The sequence below is a fragment of the Herbiconiux sp. UC225_62 genome, from assembly GCF_042694625.1.
Taxonomy (GTDB): domain Bacteria; phylum Actinomycetota; class Actinomycetes; order Actinomycetales; family Microbacteriaceae; genus Herbiconiux.
The window spans coordinates 459,411-476,841 of record NZ_CP170551.1 but is presented as its reverse complement, the minus strand read 5'-3'; the positions used below and the strand labels follow the sequence as shown (position 1 = coordinate 476,841).

The window sequence follows — 17,431 nt, the reverse complement described above, 5'->3', positions numbered from 1 at the left end:
GGCTGGCCATGGACGAACACGACATCCCGCCGGCGCTGCGCGACGTGCTCCGCGGCATCGGCCTGGACGAGCCAGATCTGGAGGTGCCGTTGCACGCGAAGCTCGTGGCCACCCTGCACCGGCTCGGGCCGACGGCGACGAAGGGTCAGCGCCTCACGGCTCTGCGCTTCGACTTCGCCTGGGAGCTCGAAGAGGCAGGCCGGGTGTTCGCGAGAGCGAAGACCGACTACGAGGCCTACATCGACCGTCGGACGGTGCGCTTGCGTGCGGAGGGCGAGAAGGTCACGCGTGCGGAGGCGGAGCAGATCGCTCGGGCAGAGGAGCGCGCGTACGAGCTGAAGCTGCAGTTCCTGATGGCGGAGCAGCGGGAGCGGGCGATGCGCAATTTCCTGTCGACGATTCAGTCGGCGCAGGACGACGCGAGAACAGACAGAGCAGACGCGCGGGCCGGGAACACGGCTCACGCGAACGGATACGACGGAGGGGCCTGAGATGCCTACTGGATATACAGCCGATCTCTACGACGGCAAGGAGGTGAGCTTCGCGGAGTTCGCCATGACGTGCTCGCGCGCGTTCGGTGCGCTGGTGCTGCTGCGAGATGAACCGCTCGACGCGCCGGTCCCAGAGTTCAAGGTCGATGACTACTTCACGCAGCGGTTGGAGAAGGCCGAGTCGGCGATCGCAACTGGGTACGCCCGATCGATGCGCGACTGGGCGGCGCTCGAAGAGAAGGCCCGCACGGAGGCGAACGAGGCCCGGGAGGCGTACTTCGATCGACAGGCGCAGATCCTGGACCGGTACGAGAACATGCTGGCCCAGGTGCGGGCGTGGGAGGCGCCGACGAGCGAGCACGAGGGCCTGAAGAAGTTCATGATCGAGCAGCTCGAGGAGTCGATTCGCTTCGATGGTGGCGGTTCCTCCTGGTACAGGGTCACCGAGCCGATGACCGCGCACGAGTACCGCCGCAAGGTGCTCGACGACCTTCACAAGGAGCGGGAGGCCGCACGCGAATCTCTCCGTGATGAGGAGAAGCGGGTCGCTGGCCGCAACCAGTGGGTGCATGACCTGCGCGTCTCGCTCGGCATCAAGGTCGGTGCGTGATGGCCACGTTCAATGAGGATTGCAGCTGGTCTACGACCGAGTGGGCCATCGAGTACCCGGGAGGGTATCAGCAGGTCAGTGACGACCGTGGCGACGTCGAGGATGGCGTGCAGTGGGTCGTTGACGGCCAGCTCGTGAAGCGGTCAGTGACCTACTCGGAGTGGGTCGGCGCAGACGAGGAGATCTCGCCGACCTGGGCAGAGGTGCAGACCGCTGAGTTGCTGGCGGAGCGTGACGCTCTGCTCGCCGAGGTGAAGGAGCTGCGCGAGGTTGTGCGCGGTGGCATGCACACGTCGGCGAAGTACTACCGGAAGTACGGGCAGGCGCTCACCGAGCGTGACCGGGCCACCCGCGAGCGTGACTGTGCCCGAGACCTCGCGGCACGCCTGGAAGCCGAGCTGGCGATCTCTGACCGCGCTGTCGAGGCGTTCGTGGAGGTGGCGTCATGAGCAGCATGGACCTCTACGAGGACGGCTTCCCGCACGGGACGAAGGAGGGCTACGAGCGCGGTTGCAAGTCGGCGGCGTGCCCGAACGCGTTCGAGGGTCTGACGATCTGCCGTGACGCGTTCATGCGCTACAACCGCGACTACGCGTACCGGAAGGCCGTGGACGCGGGAGAGACCCCACCGCCCCGAGTTTCCGACACCGGCACCGACGTCGGGCGGCCCGGCCGCTGAGGCGCGCGTGTTCGCGGCGCCGACCGTGACCGTCGCTGACAGTGTCGAACCGCTGCCCGAGGCGACGTCTTCGATCGAGTCGATCCATCGGCCGAAGCGGCAGTACTCGAAGGCTGTGCACCCGTCCCCGGCGATGTATCAGCGAGGGTGCCATAAGGACAGCGACTGCCCGTCGTTCCTCGCTGGTGGGATCTCGTGCCGGCGCGCACGCCTCGACTACTTGAAGGAGCGGGCAGAGCTGCGTCGTGCCGACCGCGAGGCCGCGGCGTCCCAGTTCCACCGCATCGACGTGGAGGCTGTCAGTCCGTCGACGACGCCGGTGGAGCCCGTCGACGACGCCGGTGGAGCGGCGGTAGAGAAGCTGCTGACCGCGGTGACCTCCGACCCGGACGTCGAGTGCACCGTGTCAGTGCTGCCGTCGGGCGGGATGGTCGTCGTGATCCGCATCCCCGCGAAGGTGGTGGCAGCGTGAGTGCGTCAGTCGTCGAGGTGCTCGGCGATCAGCTCGACGTCGTCCTGTTCGAGGAGGTATCCGTTCACCTGGGCTGCCCAGTTGGTGAGGTATGCCAGAGCCGTGGTGGCATGTTCCAATGCGTCCTCAAGCGCGGTGATCCTGAACTGATCGGCCGCGGCGCTGCCGACTTCGTGAAGGCGGTCGTCGGCGGCCTTCCACGCCTCGTTGGCGGCTTCAATGGGCGCGATACTGATCTTGGTCGTCATGCCCGCACTCTATCGGCGGTGGCGGCATGAGCGCGATGGAGCAGCTCGCGTTCGACTTCGACGTGACGCCGGAGTGGGTGCCGATCGTTGTCCCCACCCAAATGTCACTCGAGTCGCTGCTGGCGCCGAGCCGTGACCTGTGCCGCGACTGCGGCGTGAGGTGCGCGTTCAACCAGGGTGGCGCGGGTCGTGGCGTGCTGTACCAGGTGTGCGACGAGTGCGCGAAGGTAGACAGCTGCCGTCTCCGATGCTGCACGCCGGTGGCTGAGCGGCGGCCGGCGAAGATGTGGGGTGAGCGGGAAGAAGCCGCTCACTGCGACTGCGGATGGTGGCTGTACCTCGATCGCTGGGATGACGACGGCCCCACCCGGGTGCCGCTGACGCCCGACGAGGTCCTCGATCTCATGGCGGAGCATGCGCGACCGCGGCACGTCAGCCACTGGGGTGCGTCCCATCTCGTGACCGAGCACGACGACCTTATCGACCGTCGCGAGCGGCGCCGCGCCGCGTACCGGAAGCGGGTGGCAGCATGAGCCGCTCGGAGGTGTCGCAGAAGACCCGCCAAGGTGTCCTGAACCGCGACCGGAACATGTGCCAGCGGTGCGGCCGCACGCTCGGCCTCGGCGCGAACCTGCAGCACCGGCGTGCTCGCGGCCGTGGCGGCCGCGGGGATGGTGTGTCGGTGAACTTCCCGGAGAACTTGCTGTCGCTGTGCGGGAGCGGGACCACCGGGTGCCACGGCTGGGTCACGGCGCACCCGCGGCTGTCGGATGCGAACGGGTGGTCGGTGTCGACGAACGCGACGGCCTACGGGCCTGAGGCTGTACCGGTGCTTGGCCGCGACGAGTTCGGCCGGCAGCAGTGGTACTGGCTCGAGGGTTTCGACCGCATCGAGTGCCCGGCTGAGACGGCGGTGATGCGCCTGGTGGCGCTCGGTATCCGGAAGAACGCCATCGACGACCCGGCCGAGAGCGCAGCGGATCGGGAGGTGTACGGGTCATGGCGGTGAACAAGGATGCCCTGCTCGCGTGGCTCGGCCGGTGCGCGCAGACGGAAGGCGCAGTCGTGGGCGCGATCTACGACGGGCTGATCGCGCGAGTGAAGCGCGGAGATTTTGACGAGAAGGAGGAGTCGCGATGAGCAACGGAGTTCCGATTGCCGAGGCCACGGCCAAAGACTTCATGATGGTGCGAGCTGCGCTCGTGCGCAGGCTCGGCGGCGCCGACCAGGCGCTGGTGTGGGCGCGGATCTACTACCGATGCGACGAGGACTCGCGCGTCGCCGAGGAGCACGACGGCGTCCACTGGTGGAAGGCATCACACGCGAGGCTCGCCAACGAAACCGGGTTGTCAGAGAAGCAGGCACGCACCGCGGTCGAGTCGCTGGTCGCGGATGGCTTCCTTGAGCGCGAGACCTTCGCGGGTCGGACGTTCTCGTATCGCCCGGTGACCTATCTGCCCATATCGGCAGATACCCAATCTGCCCAGGACGGCAGATCAATCCGCCCAGGTGGGCAGATGCATCTGCCCGATTCGGCAGTCACTCCTCTTATAGAGACAAGAGACATAGAAGACACCCCTATAGTCCCCACGGGGGACGCGATCGATGAGGCGTTCGCTGCGGTCTGGTCGGTGTGGCCGGCGGCGCGTCGGAGCTCGTCGAAGAAGGCTGCTGCGTCGTTCCGGACTGCGGTGCGGGCGGCTGGCGGCCTGGCCAACCTTGACCGGCTGGTGGGCACGGTCCGGGCGTTCTGCGACGTGTGGGCGTCATGGCCGGCGAGCGAAGAGCGGTTCATTCCGCTGCTTCCCACGTGGCTGAATCAGGAGCGATGGACTACGCCGTTGCCGGAGGTGCGCGGTGGCGCTCGGCCGACGACCGTTGACATCGGCCGTGAGGCGTCTCGGATCATCAAGGAGCGGCAGGCTGCGCAGCATCTGGCGGTGAGCGCGTGACCGCCGACGAGACCATCGTCTTTCTGACGCGCGCCGCGCTCCTAGACCCGCGCATGAAGCGAGTCGACCCAGCGGAGTACGCCGACATGGCGATCGCGTGGGCGGACCTGCTTGACGACGTGCCGCTCGAGGTGGCGCTGGCCGCACTGCGGAAGCACTACCGGGAGTCGTCGGACACGATCACCCCTGCACGCATCGTTGACCTCGCGAACCTCGCCGTACCGCCCGCGCTGCCGGACATCACGGCCGAAGTGGAGGCCGAGTCGAAGCGGGCGCAGCTCGCGGCCGCGGGTGTCACCGAGGCCGAGTACGAGGCGCACCGGTTCGATGCCGCGTGGATCGCCGCTCGATTCCAGACACGAGAGATCGAGGCCACCGATGCTTGACACCTACTCCGACATCGACGCCCCCGCGGAGGAGGGCGGCCGCGAGCAGCCATTCGACCTCCTCGCCGAACGGTACGTGCTCGGGTCGATGCTCCTGACCCGCGACGCGGTCGATGACGTCTTCGACGAGATGACGATCCACGACTTCTACGTCCCGAAGCACCAGGTCATCGCGGAGTCCATCACCCGTCTCTTCGCGGCTGGCGCGCCGACCGACCCGATCTCGGTGAACGATGACCTCACGAAGCACGGTCAGCTCGCGCACGCGGGCGGTCCGGCTGAGGTGTTCGATCTGCAGGGTGCCCCGTCGACGGCGGCGTCGGCCGGGTACTACGCCCGCCTCGTGCACGAGCATGCCGTGCGCCGCCGGGTGATCGAGTCCGCGAACCGGATGATGCAGTCGGCCTACAACCGCGACCGGGACGTCGCTGACGTCGTCGAAGCGGCCCGCCTCGAGGTCGACATGGTCGAGACCGGCCGGCGCCGCTCCGTGCGGATGGTGGGGGAGACCATCGACCAGCTCGCGGAGAAGCTCGACGAGAAACCCACCTACATGCCGACGCCGTGGACGTCGATCGACCGGATCATCGGCGGCTTCGCGCCCGGGTCGCTGTACGTCATCGCAGCCCGGCCGGGCTCGGGGAAGACGATCGCGTTGCTGCAGTCGGCGATCGCCCTGGCCCGCGTGGGCACGGTGGCGTTCTCGTCGATCGAGATGGCCGAGGAGGAGCTGCAGAAGCGGCTCATCGCCCAGTACGGGCCGCTGCACCAGACGATCCTCCGGAACCACGCGTTGACGAAGTCGGACTGGGAAACCTTCGCGCAGGCCCGCGCACGGATCATTGGCGCGCCGATCGCGATCGACGACCGCGGCGCAGTGACGGTCGCGGACATCCGCACGCACGCCCGGGCGACGGCGCGGCGCGGGAAGCTCGCCGGCATCGCCGTGGACTACCTGCAGCTCGTCGAGGGCGAGGGGCAGGACCGCCGCGTCGTGGTCGACAACGTGTCGCGGGCGCTGAAGCAGCTCGCGAAGGACTTCAACGTCCCGGTCATCGCGGCCGCGCAGCTGCGTCGTGCGCAACCGCAGAAGGGCAAGCAGCGGGTGCTGCCGACGCTCGCGGATCTTCGTGAGGCGGGTGGTATCGAGCAGAACGCCGACGTCGTGATGCTCCTCGACCGCGGAGTCGAGAAGGAGGCCCGGGACCTGACCGTTGTGGTGGCCAAGAACCGGCACGGCGAGGAGAAGCAGGTGACGTTGCGGTGGGAAGCCGAGTACGCCCGCGTGGTCGACCGGAAGTGGTCGCCGACAGCACTGATCGATGAAGACGAACTAAGGAGAGAGCAATGAGCATCACAGAACAGGCAGAGTTGACGATCGCCGAGGTGGAGGTGAATGACGGCTACAGGGTGGAACTCGCCCAGCTGAAGAAGCGGACTGATTGCAGCCCCGAGCAGGCCGTTGAGTTGGCGGCCGAGCTGACGACCGCAGCGAGTCGCGCGATCGCGCTGCAGGCCGAGCACGGCGTGCAGCAGGCGCTCCGCGACCTCGACCAGGGGCTCATCGCCGCCGATCGGGCGGAGGCTCAGAGCGCGGCGGTCGACCCCGAGATGGTGGACTGGGAGCCGAAGTGGCAGGCACCACTGGTGCGGGCCTCGTGTCCTTCCTGTGGGCTCACTGCCGACAGGCGAGCGAGCACCTGGGCCGGGCGACTGGACGGCGGCGCCCGCGTGACTCTCTCGTGCTCTCGGTCACCCGAATTGGACGTCTGCTGGCGAGTGTGGACGCTCGAGGTGCCGGCCGACGCCGGAGTCAAGGGCGGTGCGTGATGCCGATCATGAACTACCCCACCGATATCTCGGTGTCGAAGACGATGGGCGAGATCCAGGCGGCTCTCGCGCGCCGGGGCGTGACGAAGATCTCGACGCTCTACGACCCGCAGGGCGTCGCGGCCGGCCTCGGCTTCACGATGGCCACCGACTACGGCATGCGCGACTTCGAGCTCCCCGTTCGCACCGACGGCGTGCTGCAGGCAATGCAGGCCGACGCGAAGGTGCCGAGGTCAAAGTGCACCCGCGAGCAGGCCGCCAAAGTCGCGTGGCGCATCGCGAAGGACTGGCTCGAGGCGCAATCGGCACTCATCGATGCGCAGCTCGCACGCCTCGACGAGGTCATGTTCCCGTACATGGTCGCCGACGGCGGCTCGGTCTACGAGCTATTCCGGGGCCGCCAGCTGGAGATCTCAGCGAAGGAGTCCGGGCGATGACCGAAGAAGCAACCACATGGCCGACCATTGCCGCGTTCATCGACACCGCCGAGACCGCGCTCACCACGCAGCAGCACTTTTACCGCCAATACATCGCCGACGGCATGCCCGAAGACACCGCCGAAATCCTCTCCATCGAAGCGGCCTCTGGCGCGTTCAAAGCACCCCGGACGGCTTCACGGTTCACGGACGAGGAGATCGCAGCTGTGGAGGCCGCCGTGGCCGCCCGAGACTGCGTGAAGCAGGGACGGTGGGGCTGCTCTCTCGGCGCCGGCCACGACGGCGACTGCCTGAAGACGTGCGTGAACCACTTCTGGCGCCGCCTCGGCGAAGGCTCCGAGACATGCAGCATCGAACCCGCACGGGCGCGGTTCGGGCACCTGTGTGGTCCGTGCTTCGGGCGGGCGCAGTCGGACATGTTGCAGACCCCGCAGCTGATCGCACACATCCGCTCCTTGGTCGTCCCATCGATGGAGTCCGCACGCGGCCCGAGAGTGTCGGGCACCCGCGACGCGCCCATCCCGCTGCGGCCCGAACCCGTCGAGGACGCCGACGAGCTGTACGCGCAGGTCGTGAACTGGGTGATCTCCTTCGCACGCCAACTCGGCATCATGCCGCCCCCGTCCGTGCTGCCCGTCCTCACTGCCGAGCAGGACGCTGTGCGCCTTCCCGTCTACGGGTGGAATCCTGAGGCCGCAGAATGGCTCCTACGAGACGCGGCCGTCTGGTACGAGCTTCACGAGACCCGCATCGTCACCACCCTGCCGCCGTTGACGGTGAAGGCGTGGTGCGAGGACATCGGATCGATCGTGCGCCACTACCGGTCGAAGTACCCACAGGCGGAGCGGGCCAAGCGCAAGCCTGAGCGGCGACCTTGCGAGGTCTGCCAGTCGGTCGCTGTCGTCGTGGAGTTCTTCCCGACCGGCTGGCACGTCGCCTGCACTCACTGCGGCAACGTTGTGCCCGCCGAGCAGCACGACGAGGCCGTCGACTGGGCGCAGACCTCGATCCCGCAGCGGCTGTCGCTCGCGTGCGACCGCGGCCGCCACAAGTCCTGCGCGAGCTTCAACTGCACGTGCGACTGCCACACCGAAAGGACCGCAGCATGACCGAAAACGAAGAACGCCAGCCGCTGACGGCTGAGCACGCAGAGGAACGGGGCCAGGGTATCTGTCGCACCTGCCTCGCGCCGATCTGGAATGAGGGCGGCACAGTCGGTCACGTTCAGCGAGACACCGGGTGGTCAGATCGCATCAAGCAGGGAGGGGATTCGCTCGTCTGCTTCAAGGCGATCGACTACCGGCACGTGCCCCTCGAGGGACGCGAAGCCGCGATCTACGACCGCGCACTCATCCGGACGCCGGCCGACTCGTCTCGTGATGCCCTGAAGCGTCGCGACGCCGACGTGTGGGATGCCTGCCTCGACGCCATCGAGCAGAACGAGCTGAACACGATCCAGGCTCGCGAAGGCAACCCCTACCGGGCAGGAGCAGACCAGTGAGCGCCACGTACCGCTGCTGCGATCACTGTGCCGAAGATCCGGTGCATGACGTCGAGCCCGACCGCCACGAAACATGGTGCACGGCGGCTGACTGCCGTGAAGGAAGGATGACGAGCGATGAGTGAAACCGAACGCGACGGACTGCTGCGGGTTCTACGCATCCGACCGTACTGGTTGGCCGAGGATGCTCCCGATCCCGCTGATGACGAGTACTGGGAGCTCCCAGAAGCTATCTCTCAGCGCTACTACGACGGTGGCGCCGAGGTGAACATCGCCGCTCTGGTGGACCTGGTGTTGGCCTCTGACTGGCTTACCAGGGTGAAGGCGGAAGCGGCAGCCGAAGCACTCGAAGCTTCCGCGAGCGACATCGATGCGCACTTCCAAGACCTTCCGTCGTGGCTCGATTCGTACCGCGCGGGAGAGCGAACTCAGGAGTGGATGACCGGGGCAAGCCGCATGGTGAATGACGCGATTGCACGCATCCATGCTCGTGCCGCCGAGATCCGAGAGCAGGTGAAGTGATGCCCAAGCGAATCCAGATGACCAGGCAGCACCCGTGGCGCCTTGAGAACCCCGACGCGATCATCGTTGCGCGGCCGTCGAGGTGGGGCAACCCGATCCTGCTCTCCGACGTCGGCGGCCAGTATCCGAGTCTGGACGAGAGAGGAATCGCCACACTCGTGGTCCGGGACTTCGAGGTTCTCGCGCGCCGCGGACGCCTGTCGTTCCCGAACTGGCGCTTCCTTGGCGGCGAGCGCGGGCCGGTCGCGTGGGTCTACCCGAGCGTTGAGGAGATCCGCGAGACGCTCGCCGGCCACGACCTCGCCTGCTGGTGCGGCCTCGACATGCCGTGCCATGGTGACCCGCTCCTCGAGATCGCGAACAGCTGATGGGCGGACGAACGGAGAACGGCGACGCCCACAGCGCCCGATCAGGCGCGGGCGGCCTTGGTCGCTGCGTGATCGTATTCGATGACCGCGACGATCTCCGTACCGATCTGCCCCTTACCGATCGGGTTCTCGATCTTGGCGTGCGAGATCGAGATGATCCGTGCTTTCGCGTACGGTGCGATCGCTCTCATCAGCTGATCGCGCGCACCGTCGACCCCCTTCCCAAGCGTCGACACCGTAATCACTTCCTGATTCAGAACAAGACCCATGTCCGGATTCTAGGGGTGTGCCGTTCCGCCCTCGAAGCAGCACTTGATACGAAGGCCTGATGGAAGACCGCGAGCTCTACGACATCCGGAGCGCGTCGCGCCGGGTGCACCGCTCGCGCATGACGATCTACAACTGGATGAACCACGGCATGCCCTACCAGCGCATCGGAGGCCGCCGCTACATCGCCCACGACGACCTGTTGGCCACGCTCCGCACCAAACTGATCGGCCACCGGCAGCAGCGCTCCACAGGACGCGCCGGAAGATTTAGCTCACCTGTTTGACATCGACCGTTCTTTACAGTTTCACTACAAGATAAGCACTTCTGCACCCACCGATCAGAGCCAGTCTCTCGGTGGGTTTCGTGCATCTGAGACCCGCCGCCGTTCTCTTCCGGTGGCGATACAGGGCTGACAACCTGGCGCCAGGGGGCGCGAACTCGTCAACGGGCGGCCGGGCGGGAGCGCAATCTCACCGGCCGCCCCCAATCAGACCGGGGCAAGGTGGGTAGTCGCGAAACACGCACGCCCTGCCCCCCTCGGACTCAGTCGCGCAGCACCAGACGCCTGACGCGGTCAGGCTCCAACATCGCGTACCGCGCGATCTGCTCGACTGTGAGTCCGTAGATGAACGCGAGCGGGACCACGTGCCGCTCCGCTCGCGAGAGCAGCATTCGGTCACGGGCGATCAGTCGAAGATGCTCGACGGCGGCCTCGGAGCGGCCGTTGGTAGTGTGGTCCATGGTTCCTCCTGTGTGTGCAACCTGGGCGGGAATTAGAAGCGGGTCGGTGCGCTAACACCTGGCCCGCTTCGCCGTTTGTGGACGGCAAGCACATCGTGCACCATGTGGAAACTGCGCACCAAGCGGGGTTGTGGATAACGTTGTGTATTCAGCGTGAGAATCGCCGAGAGCCCTGTGCTAAATCTGTGGATTGCCTTGTGCATAACCTGTTCAGAACGAACTACAACTGTGTGATTACCAGGGCATTTGCGTTATCCCGGTGTGTGAGCACGGACATCCTTCGACCACCGGTTGAGAGTTCAATTCCTAAGCGCATCGTGTGGACGAAATCGCCTGATGTAGACGGACTTTTTGGACGTGTACCTCGCCCAGCCCGCCTGACCCGCGGCACGGCGACCGGAGCGGCACCCACGTCGAAGGAGCTGGCCATGAACCCACTCGGTCAGATCGCTGCCGCGGTCATCGGCCTGGCCGTGTTCACTGCAGCCTGCTTCCTCGGCACGCGGGCACTCATCCGGTACTCGCCATCCGACCCCGGAGACATCGACGTGGAGGCGCCCGATGGCAACGATCAAGCCTGACGCCGTCGCCGATCCCCGGCCCGGCTCACGCGGATACCTCAAGTGGTACTGGACCAAGGGTCCGGGCCTCGCGAAGTGGGCGACGTCCCCGCACCCGTACACCGCACTGAAGCGGCACCTGCGCGGGAAGGTGCCTGCCGCGTACCTCGACCAGACGGTGGCCCAGTGGTTCCACGACGTCTTCGGGATCTGGCCGGCCGAACGTAAGGGCAAGAACCCGCTCGGGAAAGGCTGAGATGAGTACGGAACACGATGTGCGGGCGGCTCGCGACGAGCTCAGCGCGGCGATCGCCGAGTGGATGCGCGTGAAGGCCGCCTTCCGAGAGGAAGGCCCGGACGAGTACGACACCACCGTCACGGACGACCCGATCATCCAGGGATGGATCGTCATCGCCGCGTACACGAGCATCGAGCTCGAGCGCGAGGAAGCTACCGCGACAGCGTACGAGTGCGGAGACGGCCAGCCCGCGCCGCTCAGCCGTGGCCTCGCCACGTATGGGGTCGACCGCTGGTCGAACACCTGACCCATGCCCGGATGGAAGGGCTCAGACCGGCACGACAACCTCCCGAAGGACTGGCCAGCCCGCGTCCACCACGTCCTCAGCCGTGACGGCCGCCGCTGCCAACACATCCGCACCGACACCGGACACAAATGCCTGGCACCAGCCCGCGCAGTCGACCACATCATCCCTCACTCCGAGGGAGGCACCGACGAGTACTCGAACCTGCAGGCACTGTGCGACTGGCACCACGCCCGCAAGTCCGGCGCCGAGGGCGGCCGAGCATCAGGGCGAGTCCGAGCCGCGAAGAGGAACGCGAGCAAGCCACTCCATCCGGGCGTGCTGCCCGCGCCGATACGGGCCCCGACGCCCATTCAGGACAAAGAGCCGCCGCCGTTCTAATCAGCGGGAGTAAGGCACACCCGACACCTTGACCGGTACTTTGTGTCCAGCGCGAAGCAGAAACTTCTCGACGGAAGCTACTTTCACTGAGCTCACCGAGTCGCTGGACGGGCCAACCACGACCCCGCGGATCGGAAATCGACGTTTGTTCTCTTCGATGTTGTAGAACGGTGCATTCCGACCGTAGGTCGACTCTTCCCCCCGGGGGCACCATTGGCGCATGAGCCATCCGCAAATAGGGGATCAGGGTGCCGTTACCAGATGTCCGGTACTCCTCTATTGCCGCGTCATGCCTCGACAAAATGAATCGCACCTCTTGCTCAGCGGCGAAGGCCGGGTGTTTGAATCGCACCACAAGCGCGGCGAGGATAGCGCCGATGATCTTGCTCTGCAGTGGAATCGGCTGATCTAACCGCTGGAGGATTTGGATCAGCGCCTCGATCGTCTCGGCGGTCATTCGCTGCTGTGTCGCCGGATCATAGATCACGTCGTACCAGGAAGAGGGCACTAAGGGGGTAGGAGACGTCGCGAGCATGTGGGCGGCTTCGCGGGGGACCAAAACATCAAGCGACGGGTCCACTTCAATTTCAATTGCGTACCCCTGCAAGCCGGCGTAACCCTGCCACTGATTCAGCAGATCGCCTTCTCGTGACGCGCTGATCAGGTAAAGGTCGTGGGCAAGAATCAGGGATCGAGCGTTCTTGAAATCGTCTTTGAACTCGGCGGGAATATGCTCCCCGCGTCTCGCGACCTCTTGTTCGACGACGTCGATGCCGTACTTCACCTCTGACAGGTCGTTCAGGACCGTGTACGACGAAGCCCAAATCTCCCCACGGCTGACGATCCCGAGGAGCCCTTCACCGCCGGTGTAGTGAAACACGGTCTCTGACTCCGTCTGCCGCAGATGCGGCACCATCACGCCGCCGATTGCGATGCTCCCACCAGCCACGTCAACTCCTTCCCCTCGGACCAAACCCTACCTACCGCGGAGGACATCCATGACCGCACCCTCGACCGGACGCATCGTCCACTACACGCTCACCGAGCTCAACGCCGACACCATCAACAACCGCCGCGCCGACGCCAAGACGTTCGACCGCGCGAAGGTCGAGGACGGCGCCCAGGTGCACGTCGGCAACGAGGCCCGCGCCGGCCAAGTCCTCCCGCTCCTCGTCGTCCGCGCCTTCGACGAAGGCAAGGTCAACGGCCAGGTGTTCCTCGACGGCAACGACACCCTCTGGGTCACCTCGGCATCGGAGGGCGACGGCCGCGGTCAATGGTCGTGGCCGCCCCGCGTCTGACTAGTCCAATACGATGGCCGAGTGACCATCGACGGTGAAGACCCGCAGCACACGTCGGCATACGAGGGCATGAACCTCGAGGCAATGCGAGAGGCTATGCGCCGCGCAGCAGAAGAAACACCGGTTTGGTTCCCGACTGACCTGCCCAAAACGGGGGCCGACATCACGGCAGAGAACACGGCCGAGATGAATGAAAAGCTGCGCGACCTACACCAAGCGATGCTCCGCACGGTGCAGCTCTCCATCGAGTCACAACAGAGCGCCGAAAGACAGGAATCATTCACCCGCCGGATGTCTGTCGCCTCTCTCTGGGTATCTATCGGCTCACTGGCCGCTGCAGTCGGTTCGATCGTCGTCGCAGTCATAGCAATAGCCGCCACTCACTAGCACCACACCCAGGGGACCACCCTCCCCCCACCCCTCCCACCTGACCGCTTCGCGTTCTGCTGGACGCGGTGCGCGTGAGTCTGGAGGGGGGAAATGCTTCATCTGTGACCGCGCTCTCGTCGTTCTGGCGGGGGCATCCGATCTGGAGGTTCATCATGGCCGGACGTGGCCCTGCACCCGCTGGGAGTCGCACTCGTGACCGCGACAACAAGGACTCGATCAAGCTCGTCTCGGACGGGAAGAAGCGGGGTCCGGCTCTGCCGGTTCTGACGATCAAGGGGAAGCGTGTTGCGTGGCATCCGCGGACTCGTGCGTGGTGGGAGAACTGGCGGTCGTCGCCTCAGGCGTTGCGGATGATGACGGGGCCCGACTGGGACTTCCTTCTGGACACGGCGCTGATGCATCACCACATGTGGACGACGGGCAGCTTTGAGCAGGCTGCCGAGGTGCGGCTGCGGGTGCAGAAGTTCGGTGCGACGCCGGAGGATCGGTCGAGGCTGCGGGTGGAGATCGGCACGGGTCTTCCTGAGTCGGGTACTCCGCGCGCGCAGCAGGGCGTCACGGGCTCGAACGTGACGAGCATCGATCCCGAGCGTCGAGCCCGGGTCGCTGGTCAGGGCTGATGCCCCGCCGGGTCATCACGGCGCCCGGCCACGATCGCACGGTTTCGCTCGGCCATCTGGCTGTGTGGTGGATGGAGACGTTCACCGTTCACGGCACCGGTGGTGTCATTGGGCAGCACCCGGTGTTCGGCGACGAGTACTACGGCTTCGTGGTCGACGCGTACGCCCTCAACGCGGCCACTGGCCGCCGCCTGTATGACTCGGTGTTCCTGTCTCGCCCGAAGGGGTGCGACAAGTCGGGGCTGGCCGCGAAGCTCGCTCTGTTCGAAGCGTTCGGGCCGGCGCGGTTCGCTGGGTGGGCGCAGGGCGGCGAGACCTACGAGTACCTCGGTCGGGTCTACACCTACGCCAAGGGTGAGCCGATGGGCCGCGCGGTCGTGGCACCGTTCGTGCGCATCCTCGCGACGGAGGAAGAGCAGACCGGGAACACGTACGGCACGATCCACTACAACCTGACGTCGTCAGCGGCTCCGCTGTTCGAGTTGCAGGCGTGGGGCGTCATCGCGGGCCTGTCGAAGATCGTCATCCCAGGCGGCGGGCAGATCATCCGGTCGACGTCGGGCGCATCGTCGAAGGATGGCGGCCTCGAGACGTTCGTAGTGTTCGACGAGACGCACCTCTACAACACCCCGCAACTGCACGAGATGTACGACACCGTCAACGACAACCTCGGCAAGCGCGGACTCGACGCGGAGCCGTGGTACATCGAGACGACGACCATGTTCCAGCCCGGCGAGGAGTCGGTGGCTGAGAAAACGTTCGAGTACGCCGACATGATCGAGGAGGGGCGCGCGCGGAAGCCGCGGCTGCTGTTCGATCACCGGTGGGGTGACGTGAAGGACCTCCGCGACGAGCAGGAGCTGCGCGCCGGCTTCGTCGACGCGTACGGCGACGCGATCGCCTGGAACTCGCTCGATGACCTGGTCGCGAAAGCGTACGACCCTCGCCGGAAGGCATCTCGTACCCGCCGCATGCGCCTCAACGCGGTCGTGGCCGCTGAGAACGCGTGGGTGAACCCGGAGGACTGGACGCCCCGCGGCATCCGCGCACGCCGCGCTCTGACCGCGAAGCTGAAGCTGGTCTGGGACTTCGTGCGGCCGTGGAACGGCGACGAGATCACGCTTGGCTTCGACGGGTCCCTCACGAACGACGCGACAGCCCTCATCGGGTGCCGCGTCCGCGACCGGTACCTCTTCCCGCTCCACATCCAAGAGAAGCCGGACGGACCCGAGGCCGACCAGTGGGAGGTTGACCAGGACGCCGTCGACGCAGCTGTGGCGAAGACGTTCAAGAAGTACAAGGTCGTCGGGTTCTACGCCGACCCGCCGTACTGGCAGGACTGGGTGCGGAGCTGGGCGAAAGAGTACGGCGAACGCCTGAAGGTGAAAGCCAGCACGAAGAACGAGATCGCCTGGTACACGAAGCGTGACGTGCAGATGGCCGACGCGCTCGAGCTGCTCAGCACCGCGATCGCGTCAGGGACGATGTCGCACGACGACGATTCCAGGCTCGGCCGCGTGATGACCCGCCACTTCCTGAACGCGCGTGTGTGGTCCCGTCGAGGCGGTTCCGTCATCGGCAAGGAGAAGAAGAACTCTCCGAAGAAGATCGACGCGGCTGTCGCCGCGGCGTTGGCGTTCCAGGCGGCCGCGGACTTCGAAGCGAAGAAACCGGCCGATGACACAAGCACGGCCGTCCCGGTTCGAGTGCGATGACGACGAAGGGGTGTTCATGCTCAACGAGACCAGCATCCCTGGCACCGACGACTGGTGGGTGATGCAGCTCGCGGCCGATTTCGGCGCGGATCTGCCTCGCCTGCACAAGCTGCGGTCGTACGCCGATGGCACGAACGCGCTGCCGGAAGAGGCCGATCAGAGCATGCGGGACGCCTACCGTCGCTTCCTGCACACGTCACGGCTGAACATGGCCGATCTGATCGTGTCGACGAAGGTGTCGCGGATGAAGCCGCAGGGCTTCCGCACCGCGGCGCCCGACGACGACGATGGTGACGCGGTGGCGTGGGCGACGTGGAAGCGGTCGGGCATGAAGGTCGGGGTACGCGACTTCTTCACCGACGCCGGCACCTTCGGGCAGGCCTACCTGACCACCACGGGCCCGCAGCAGCCCTCTCCGGACGCTCAGCCACTCATCGTGCGCTCGAACGGGTTCTCGACCGTCACGCGGCAGCATGCGTTGCAGGACTGGCTCAGCGAGGCCGCGCTGCAGGTCGGGTTCGACCCGATCAACCAGGTCGAGATCCTGACCCTGTTCCGCCCCGGCTACATGCGGCAGGCGTTCCGTGAGGCGAAGCGATCGTCGGTGCCGGATCGCGGACGGAAGTGGTCGCCGGGTCGCGGTTGGGCGTGGGTCACCGACCCGATCCCGCTCGGCTACACCGACCAGGTCCCGGTCTTCAAGATGTCAGGGCCCGGCGGGAAGGGCATGTTCGAGAAGCACCTCGACAGCCTCGACCGTGTGACGCAGACGATCCGCGACCGGCTCACGATCACCGCGATGCAGGCGTTCATCCAACGTGGCATCGTCGGCGATCTGCCCGAGTACTACCCGGACGGCCACGAGCTCGCCGGACAGAAGGTCGACTACGACGACATCTTCAAGGCAGGACCGGCCGCGTTCTGGCGCATCCCGAAGGGGATGGAGGTGTGGGAGTCGAAGGTCGCCGACATCACCCCGATCCTCGGGGCGGTGAAAGACGACCAGAAGACCGTCGCAGCTGTCACCTCCACTCCGATCTACATCCTGTCGCCTGACGCCGCGAACTCGTCAGCGGAGGGCGCGAAGGCTGGGGGAGAGGCGTTCCAGGACTCCGTCGAGGAGTGGATCGACCGCGCCGACATGCCGATCACGCTGTCGCAGAGTTTCGCGTTCGCCGCGATGGGCGACACCGTCCGCGCCGCGCTCGGTGAGATCGAGATCGACTGGGGTGCAGTCGACCGGTCGTCCGTGACCGACAAGGCTTCCGCTTCCGCGCAGGCGAAGGCCGGCGGGCTGTCGCAGCGGTACATCAACCGCAAGATCATGGGCCTCACGCCGGGCGAGGCCGCGCAGGAGCGCCAGTACAAGTCCGATGAGGCGTTCGAAGCGACTCTGGCGCCGACTGGGTAGGAGC

The 17,431-nt window shown here is 66.2% G+C and carries 30 protein-coding genes and 1 pseudogene; 27 read left to right on the top strand and 4 right to left on the bottom strand.

Annotation, left to right across the window (positions count from 1 at the left end; translation table 11 throughout):
• The first annotated feature begins 8 nt into the window (after positions 1 to 8).
• From ACFJGU_RS02480 to ACFJGU_RS02460, 5 genes are read left to right on the top strand one after another with little or no spacing between them, the layout of a single operon-like run.
• Positions 9 to 491 carry a hypothetical protein gene (locus ACFJGU_RS02480; RefSeq protein WP_382307344.1) on the top strand — a complete coding sequence of 161 codons (483 nt, stop codon included), beginning with the start codon at positions 9 to 11 and terminating at the stop codon, positions 489 to 491.
• A gap of 1 nt (position 492) precedes the next feature.
• On the top strand, positions 493 to 1,101 hold the full coding sequence (locus ACFJGU_RS02475; protein ID WP_382307342.1) for a hypothetical protein: 609 nt from the start codon (positions 493 to 495) through the stop codon (positions 1,099 to 1,101).
• The gene (locus tag ACFJGU_RS02470) at positions 1,098 to 1,550 is read left to right on the top strand and encodes a hypothetical protein (protein WP_382307341.1); all 453 of its coding nucleotides are present in this window, start codon (positions 1,098 to 1,100) and stop codon (positions 1,548 to 1,550) included. Before ACFJGU_RS02475 ends, ACFJGU_RS02470 begins: the two co-directional genes overlap by 4 nt.
• Positions 1,547 to 1,780: a hypothetical protein gene (locus ACFJGU_RS02465; protein ID WP_382307340.1), complete on the top strand. Its 234-nt coding sequence runs from the start codon at positions 1,547 to 1,549 to the stop codon at positions 1,778 to 1,780. The genes ACFJGU_RS02470 and ACFJGU_RS02465 overlap by 4 nt, the downstream gene beginning before the upstream one ends.
• Before the next feature lie 25 nt (positions 1,781 to 1,805).
• Positions 1,806 to 2,252, top strand: coding sequence for a hypothetical protein (locus ACFJGU_RS02460; protein WP_382307338.1), 447 nt, complete (start codon positions 1,806 to 1,808; stop codon positions 2,250 to 2,252).
• A 5-nt stretch (positions 2,253 to 2,257) separates the two neighbouring features.
• On the opposite strand, the gene ACFJGU_RS02455 is transcribed toward ACFJGU_RS02460, so the two are convergent.
• A complete protein-coding gene (locus tag ACFJGU_RS02455; RefSeq protein WP_382307336.1) occupies positions 2,258 to 2,500 on the bottom strand; it encodes a hypothetical protein in 243 nt (80 codons plus the stop codon).
• Positions 2,501 to 2,526: 26 nt separating this feature from the next.
• Here ACFJGU_RS02455 and ACFJGU_RS02450 point away from each other — a divergent pair, with 26 nt between their 5' ends.
• From ACFJGU_RS02450 to ACFJGU_RS02395, 12 genes are all read left to right on the top strand, one after another.
• A complete protein-coding gene (locus tag ACFJGU_RS02450) occupies positions 2,527 to 3,033 on the top strand; it encodes a hypothetical protein (protein WP_382307335.1) in 507 nt (168 codons plus the stop codon).
• The gene (locus ACFJGU_RS02445; protein ID WP_382307333.1) at positions 3,030 to 3,509 is read left to right on the top strand and encodes a hypothetical protein; all 480 of its coding nucleotides are present in this window, start codon (positions 3,030 to 3,032) and stop codon (positions 3,507 to 3,509) included. The genes ACFJGU_RS02450 and ACFJGU_RS02445 overlap by 4 nt, the downstream gene beginning before the upstream one ends.
• Positions 3,500 to 3,640, top strand: coding sequence for a hypothetical protein (locus ACFJGU_RS02440; protein WP_382307331.1), 141 nt, complete (start codon positions 3,500 to 3,502; stop codon positions 3,638 to 3,640). The genes ACFJGU_RS02445 and ACFJGU_RS02440 overlap by 10 nt, the downstream gene beginning before the upstream one ends.
• Entirely contained in the window at positions 3,637 to 4,452 is an 816-nt protein-coding gene (locus ACFJGU_RS02435; RefSeq protein ID WP_382307330.1) for a hypothetical protein, read from the top strand. Before ACFJGU_RS02440 ends, ACFJGU_RS02435 begins: the two co-directional genes overlap by 4 nt.
• Positions 4,449 to 4,838, top strand: coding sequence for a hypothetical protein (locus tag ACFJGU_RS02430; protein ID WP_382307328.1), 390 nt, complete (start codon positions 4,449 to 4,451; stop codon positions 4,836 to 4,838). Before ACFJGU_RS02435 ends, ACFJGU_RS02430 begins: the two co-directional genes overlap by 4 nt.
• Positions 4,831 to 6,189: a replicative DNA helicase gene (locus tag ACFJGU_RS02425; RefSeq protein ID WP_382307326.1), complete on the top strand. Its 1,359-nt coding sequence runs from the start codon at positions 4,831 to 4,833 to the stop codon at positions 6,187 to 6,189. Before ACFJGU_RS02430 ends, ACFJGU_RS02425 begins: the two co-directional genes overlap by 8 nt.
• Positions 6,186 to 6,668: a hypothetical protein gene (locus tag ACFJGU_RS02420; protein WP_382307324.1), complete on the top strand. Its 483-nt coding sequence runs from the start codon at positions 6,186 to 6,188 to the stop codon at positions 6,666 to 6,668. The genes ACFJGU_RS02425 and ACFJGU_RS02420 overlap by 4 nt, the downstream gene beginning before the upstream one ends.
• The gene (locus tag ACFJGU_RS02415) at positions 6,665 to 7,105 is read left to right on the top strand and encodes a hypothetical protein (protein ID WP_382307323.1); all 441 of its coding nucleotides are present in this window, start codon (positions 6,665 to 6,667) and stop codon (positions 7,103 to 7,105) included. Before ACFJGU_RS02420 ends, ACFJGU_RS02415 begins: the two co-directional genes overlap by 4 nt.
• Positions 7,102 to 8,214, top strand: a complete 1,113-nt coding sequence (locus ACFJGU_RS02410) for a hypothetical protein (RefSeq protein ID WP_382307321.1) — start codon at positions 7,102 to 7,104, stop codon at positions 8,212 to 8,214. The genes ACFJGU_RS02415 and ACFJGU_RS02410 overlap by 4 nt, the downstream gene beginning before the upstream one ends.
• Entirely contained in the window at positions 8,211 to 8,606 is a 396-nt protein-coding gene (locus ACFJGU_RS02405; RefSeq protein WP_382307319.1) for a hypothetical protein, read from the top strand. The genes ACFJGU_RS02410 and ACFJGU_RS02405 overlap by 4 nt, the downstream gene beginning before the upstream one ends.
• A gap of 117 nt (positions 8,607 to 8,723) precedes the next feature.
• Positions 8,724 to 9,128 carry a hypothetical protein gene (locus ACFJGU_RS02400; protein ID WP_382307317.1) on the top strand — a complete coding sequence of 135 codons (405 nt, stop codon included), beginning with the start codon at positions 8,724 to 8,726 and terminating at the stop codon, positions 9,126 to 9,128.
• 17 nt (positions 9,129 to 9,145) lie between these two features.
• A complete protein-coding gene (locus ACFJGU_RS02395; RefSeq protein ID WP_382307315.1) occupies positions 9,146 to 9,496 on the top strand; it encodes a DUF4326 domain-containing protein in 351 nt (116 codons plus the stop codon).
• Positions 9,497 to 9,537: 41 nt separating this feature from the next.
• On the opposite strand, the gene ACFJGU_RS02390 is transcribed toward ACFJGU_RS02395, so the two are convergent.
• Positions 9,538 to 9,765 carry a hypothetical protein gene (locus tag ACFJGU_RS02390; RefSeq protein WP_382307313.1) on the bottom strand — a complete coding sequence of 76 codons (228 nt, stop codon included), beginning with the start codon at positions 9,763 to 9,765 and terminating at the stop codon, positions 9,538 to 9,540.
• A gap of 59 nt (positions 9,766 to 9,824) precedes the next feature.
• On the opposite strand from ACFJGU_RS02390, the gene ACFJGU_RS02385 reads away from it, so the two are divergent.
• Positions 9,825 to 10,049, top strand: a complete 225-nt coding sequence (locus ACFJGU_RS02385) for a hypothetical protein (protein WP_382307312.1) — start codon at positions 9,825 to 9,827, stop codon at positions 10,047 to 10,049.
• Positions 10,050 to 10,309: 260 nt separating this feature from the next.
• On the opposite strand, the gene ACFJGU_RS02380 is transcribed toward ACFJGU_RS02385, so the two are convergent.
• Positions 10,310 to 10,507, bottom strand: coding sequence for a hypothetical protein (locus ACFJGU_RS02380; protein WP_382307311.1), 198 nt, complete (start codon positions 10,505 to 10,507; stop codon positions 10,310 to 10,312).
• 428 nt (positions 10,508 to 10,935) lie between these two features.
• Here ACFJGU_RS02380 and ACFJGU_RS02375 point away from each other — a divergent pair, with 428 nt between their 5' ends.
• From ACFJGU_RS02375 to ACFJGU_RS02360, 4 genes and pseudogenes are all read left to right on the top strand, one after another.
• Positions 10,936 to 11,088, top strand: coding sequence for a hypothetical protein (locus ACFJGU_RS02375; RefSeq protein ID WP_382307310.1), 153 nt, complete (start codon positions 10,936 to 10,938; stop codon positions 11,086 to 11,088).
• Positions 11,069 to 11,323 (top strand): hypothetical protein, encoded by a 255-nt coding sequence (locus ACFJGU_RS02370; protein ID WP_382307308.1) that lies wholly within the window; start codon positions 11,069 to 11,071, stop codon positions 11,321 to 11,323. Before ACFJGU_RS02375 ends, ACFJGU_RS02370 begins: the two co-directional genes overlap by 20 nt.
• A 1-nt stretch (position 11,324) precedes the next feature.
• Positions 11,325 to 11,612, top strand: a complete 288-nt coding sequence (locus ACFJGU_RS02365) for a hypothetical protein (RefSeq protein ID WP_382307307.1) — start codon at positions 11,325 to 11,327, stop codon at positions 11,610 to 11,612.
• A gap of 3 nt (positions 11,613 to 11,615) precedes the next feature.
• Positions 11,616 to 11,795, top strand: a pseudogene (locus ACFJGU_RS02360) (HNH endonuclease); the annotation flags it as partial.
• Here the strand turns inward: ACFJGU_RS02360 and ACFJGU_RS02355 are convergent.
• Positions 11,773 to 12,906, bottom strand: a complete 1,134-nt coding sequence (locus ACFJGU_RS02355) for a DUF2971 domain-containing protein (protein WP_382310236.1) — start codon at positions 12,904 to 12,906, stop codon at positions 11,773 to 11,775. The pseudogene ACFJGU_RS02360 and the gene ACFJGU_RS02355 sit on opposite strands and share 23 nt — an antisense overlap.
• An 82-nt stretch (positions 12,907 to 12,988) precedes the next feature.
• Between ACFJGU_RS02355 and ACFJGU_RS02350 the strand changes: the two genes are divergently transcribed.
• From ACFJGU_RS02350 to ACFJGU_RS02330, 5 genes are all read left to right on the top strand, one after another.
• A complete protein-coding gene (locus ACFJGU_RS02350; RefSeq protein ID WP_382307305.1) occupies positions 12,989 to 13,291 on the top strand; it encodes a hypothetical protein in 303 nt (100 codons plus the stop codon).
• Positions 13,292 to 13,312: 21 nt separating this feature from the next.
• Positions 13,313 to 13,678, top strand: coding sequence for a hypothetical protein (locus tag ACFJGU_RS02345; protein ID WP_382307303.1), 366 nt, complete (start codon positions 13,313 to 13,315; stop codon positions 13,676 to 13,678).
• A 353-nt stretch (positions 13,679 to 14,031) separates the two neighbouring features.
• Positions 14,032 to 14,301: a hypothetical protein gene (locus ACFJGU_RS02340; RefSeq protein ID WP_382307301.1), complete on the top strand. Its 270-nt coding sequence runs from the start codon at positions 14,032 to 14,034 to the stop codon at positions 14,299 to 14,301.
• The gene (locus ACFJGU_RS02335; RefSeq protein ID WP_382307300.1) at positions 14,301 to 16,016 is read left to right on the top strand and encodes a hypothetical protein; all 1,716 of its coding nucleotides are present in this window, start codon (positions 14,301 to 14,303) and stop codon (positions 16,014 to 16,016) included. Before ACFJGU_RS02340 ends, ACFJGU_RS02335 begins: the two co-directional genes overlap by 1 nt.
• 16 nt (positions 16,017 to 16,032) lie before the next feature.
• Positions 16,033 to 17,427 carry a hypothetical protein gene (locus ACFJGU_RS02330; RefSeq protein WP_382307298.1) on the top strand — a complete coding sequence of 465 codons (1,395 nt, stop codon included), beginning with the start codon at positions 16,033 to 16,035 and terminating at the stop codon, positions 17,425 to 17,427.
• Positions 17,428 to 17,431: the final 4 nt, after the last annotated feature.

Coding starts and splice junctions, on each gene's coding strand:
- ACFJGU_RS02480 (WP_382307344.1), top strand. CDS start 9: ATGGACGAACACGACATCCCGCCGGCGCTGCGCGACGTGCTCCGCGGC.
- ACFJGU_RS02475 (WP_382307342.1), top strand. CDS start 493: ATGCCTACTGGATATACAGCCGATCTCTACGACGGCAAGGAGGTGAGC.
- ACFJGU_RS02465 (WP_382307340.1), top strand. CDS start 1,547: ATGAGCAGCATGGACCTCTACGAGGACGGCTTCCCGCACGGGACGAAG.
- ACFJGU_RS02455 (WP_382307336.1), bottom strand. CDS start 2,500: ATGACGACCAAGATCAGTATCGCGCCCATTGAAGCCGCCAACGAGGCG.
- ACFJGU_RS02450 (WP_382307335.1), top strand. CDS start 2,527: ATGAGCGCGATGGAGCAGCTCGCGTTCGACTTCGACGTGACGCCGGAG.
- ACFJGU_RS02445 (WP_382307333.1), top strand. CDS start 3,030: ATGAGCCGCTCGGAGGTGTCGCAGAAGACCCGCCAAGGTGTCCTGAAC.
- ACFJGU_RS02440 (WP_382307331.1), top strand. CDS start 3,500: ATGGCGGTGAACAAGGATGCCCTGCTCGCGTGGCTCGGCCGGTGCGCG.
- ACFJGU_RS02435 (WP_382307330.1), top strand. CDS start 3,637: ATGAGCAACGGAGTTCCGATTGCCGAGGCCACGGCCAAAGACTTCATG.
- ACFJGU_RS02425 (WP_382307326.1), top strand. CDS start 4,831: ATGCTTGACACCTACTCCGACATCGACGCCCCCGCGGAGGAGGGCGGC.
- ACFJGU_RS02420 (WP_382307324.1), top strand. CDS start 6,186: ATGAGCATCACAGAACAGGCAGAGTTGACGATCGCCGAGGTGGAGGTG.
- ACFJGU_RS02410 (WP_382307321.1), top strand. CDS start 7,102: ATGACCGAAGAAGCAACCACATGGCCGACCATTGCCGCGTTCATCGAC.
- ACFJGU_RS02405 (WP_382307319.1), top strand. CDS start 8,211: ATGACCGAAAACGAAGAACGCCAGCCGCTGACGGCTGAGCACGCAGAG.
- ACFJGU_RS02400 (WP_382307317.1), top strand. CDS start 8,724: ATGAGTGAAACCGAACGCGACGGACTGCTGCGGGTTCTACGCATCCGA.
- ACFJGU_RS02395 (WP_382307315.1), top strand. CDS start 9,146: ATGACCAGGCAGCACCCGTGGCGCCTTGAGAACCCCGACGCGATCATC.
- ACFJGU_RS02390 (WP_382307313.1), bottom strand. CDS start 9,765: ATGGGTCTTGTTCTGAATCAGGAAGTGATTACGGTGTCGACGCTTGGG.
- ACFJGU_RS02385 (WP_382307312.1), top strand. CDS start 9,825: ATGGAAGACCGCGAGCTCTACGACATCCGGAGCGCGTCGCGCCGGGTG.
- ACFJGU_RS02380 (WP_382307311.1), bottom strand. CDS start 10,507: ATGGACCACACTACCAACGGCCGCTCCGAGGCCGCCGTCGAGCATCTT.
- ACFJGU_RS02375 (WP_382307310.1), top strand. CDS start 10,936: ATGAACCCACTCGGTCAGATCGCTGCCGCGGTCATCGGCCTGGCCGTG.
- ACFJGU_RS02370 (WP_382307308.1), top strand. CDS start 11,069: ATGGCAACGATCAAGCCTGACGCCGTCGCCGATCCCCGGCCCGGCTCA.
- ACFJGU_RS02365 (WP_382307307.1), top strand. CDS start 11,325: ATGAGTACGGAACACGATGTGCGGGCGGCTCGCGACGAGCTCAGCGCG.
- ACFJGU_RS02355 (WP_382310236.1), bottom strand. CDS start 12,906: ATGGTGCCGCATCTGCGGCAGACGGAGTCAGAGACCGTGTTTCACTAC.
- ACFJGU_RS02350 (WP_382307305.1), top strand. CDS start 12,989: ATGACCGCACCCTCGACCGGACGCATCGTCCACTACACGCTCACCGAG.
- ACFJGU_RS02340 (WP_382307301.1), top strand. CDS start 14,032: ATGATGACGGGGCCCGACTGGGACTTCCTTCTGGACACGGCGCTGATG.
- ACFJGU_RS02335 (WP_382307300.1), top strand. CDS start 14,301: ATGCCCCGCCGGGTCATCACGGCGCCCGGCCACGATCGCACGGTTTCG.
- ACFJGU_RS02330 (WP_382307298.1), top strand. CDS start 16,033: ATGCTCAACGAGACCAGCATCCCTGGCACCGACGACTGGTGGGTGATG.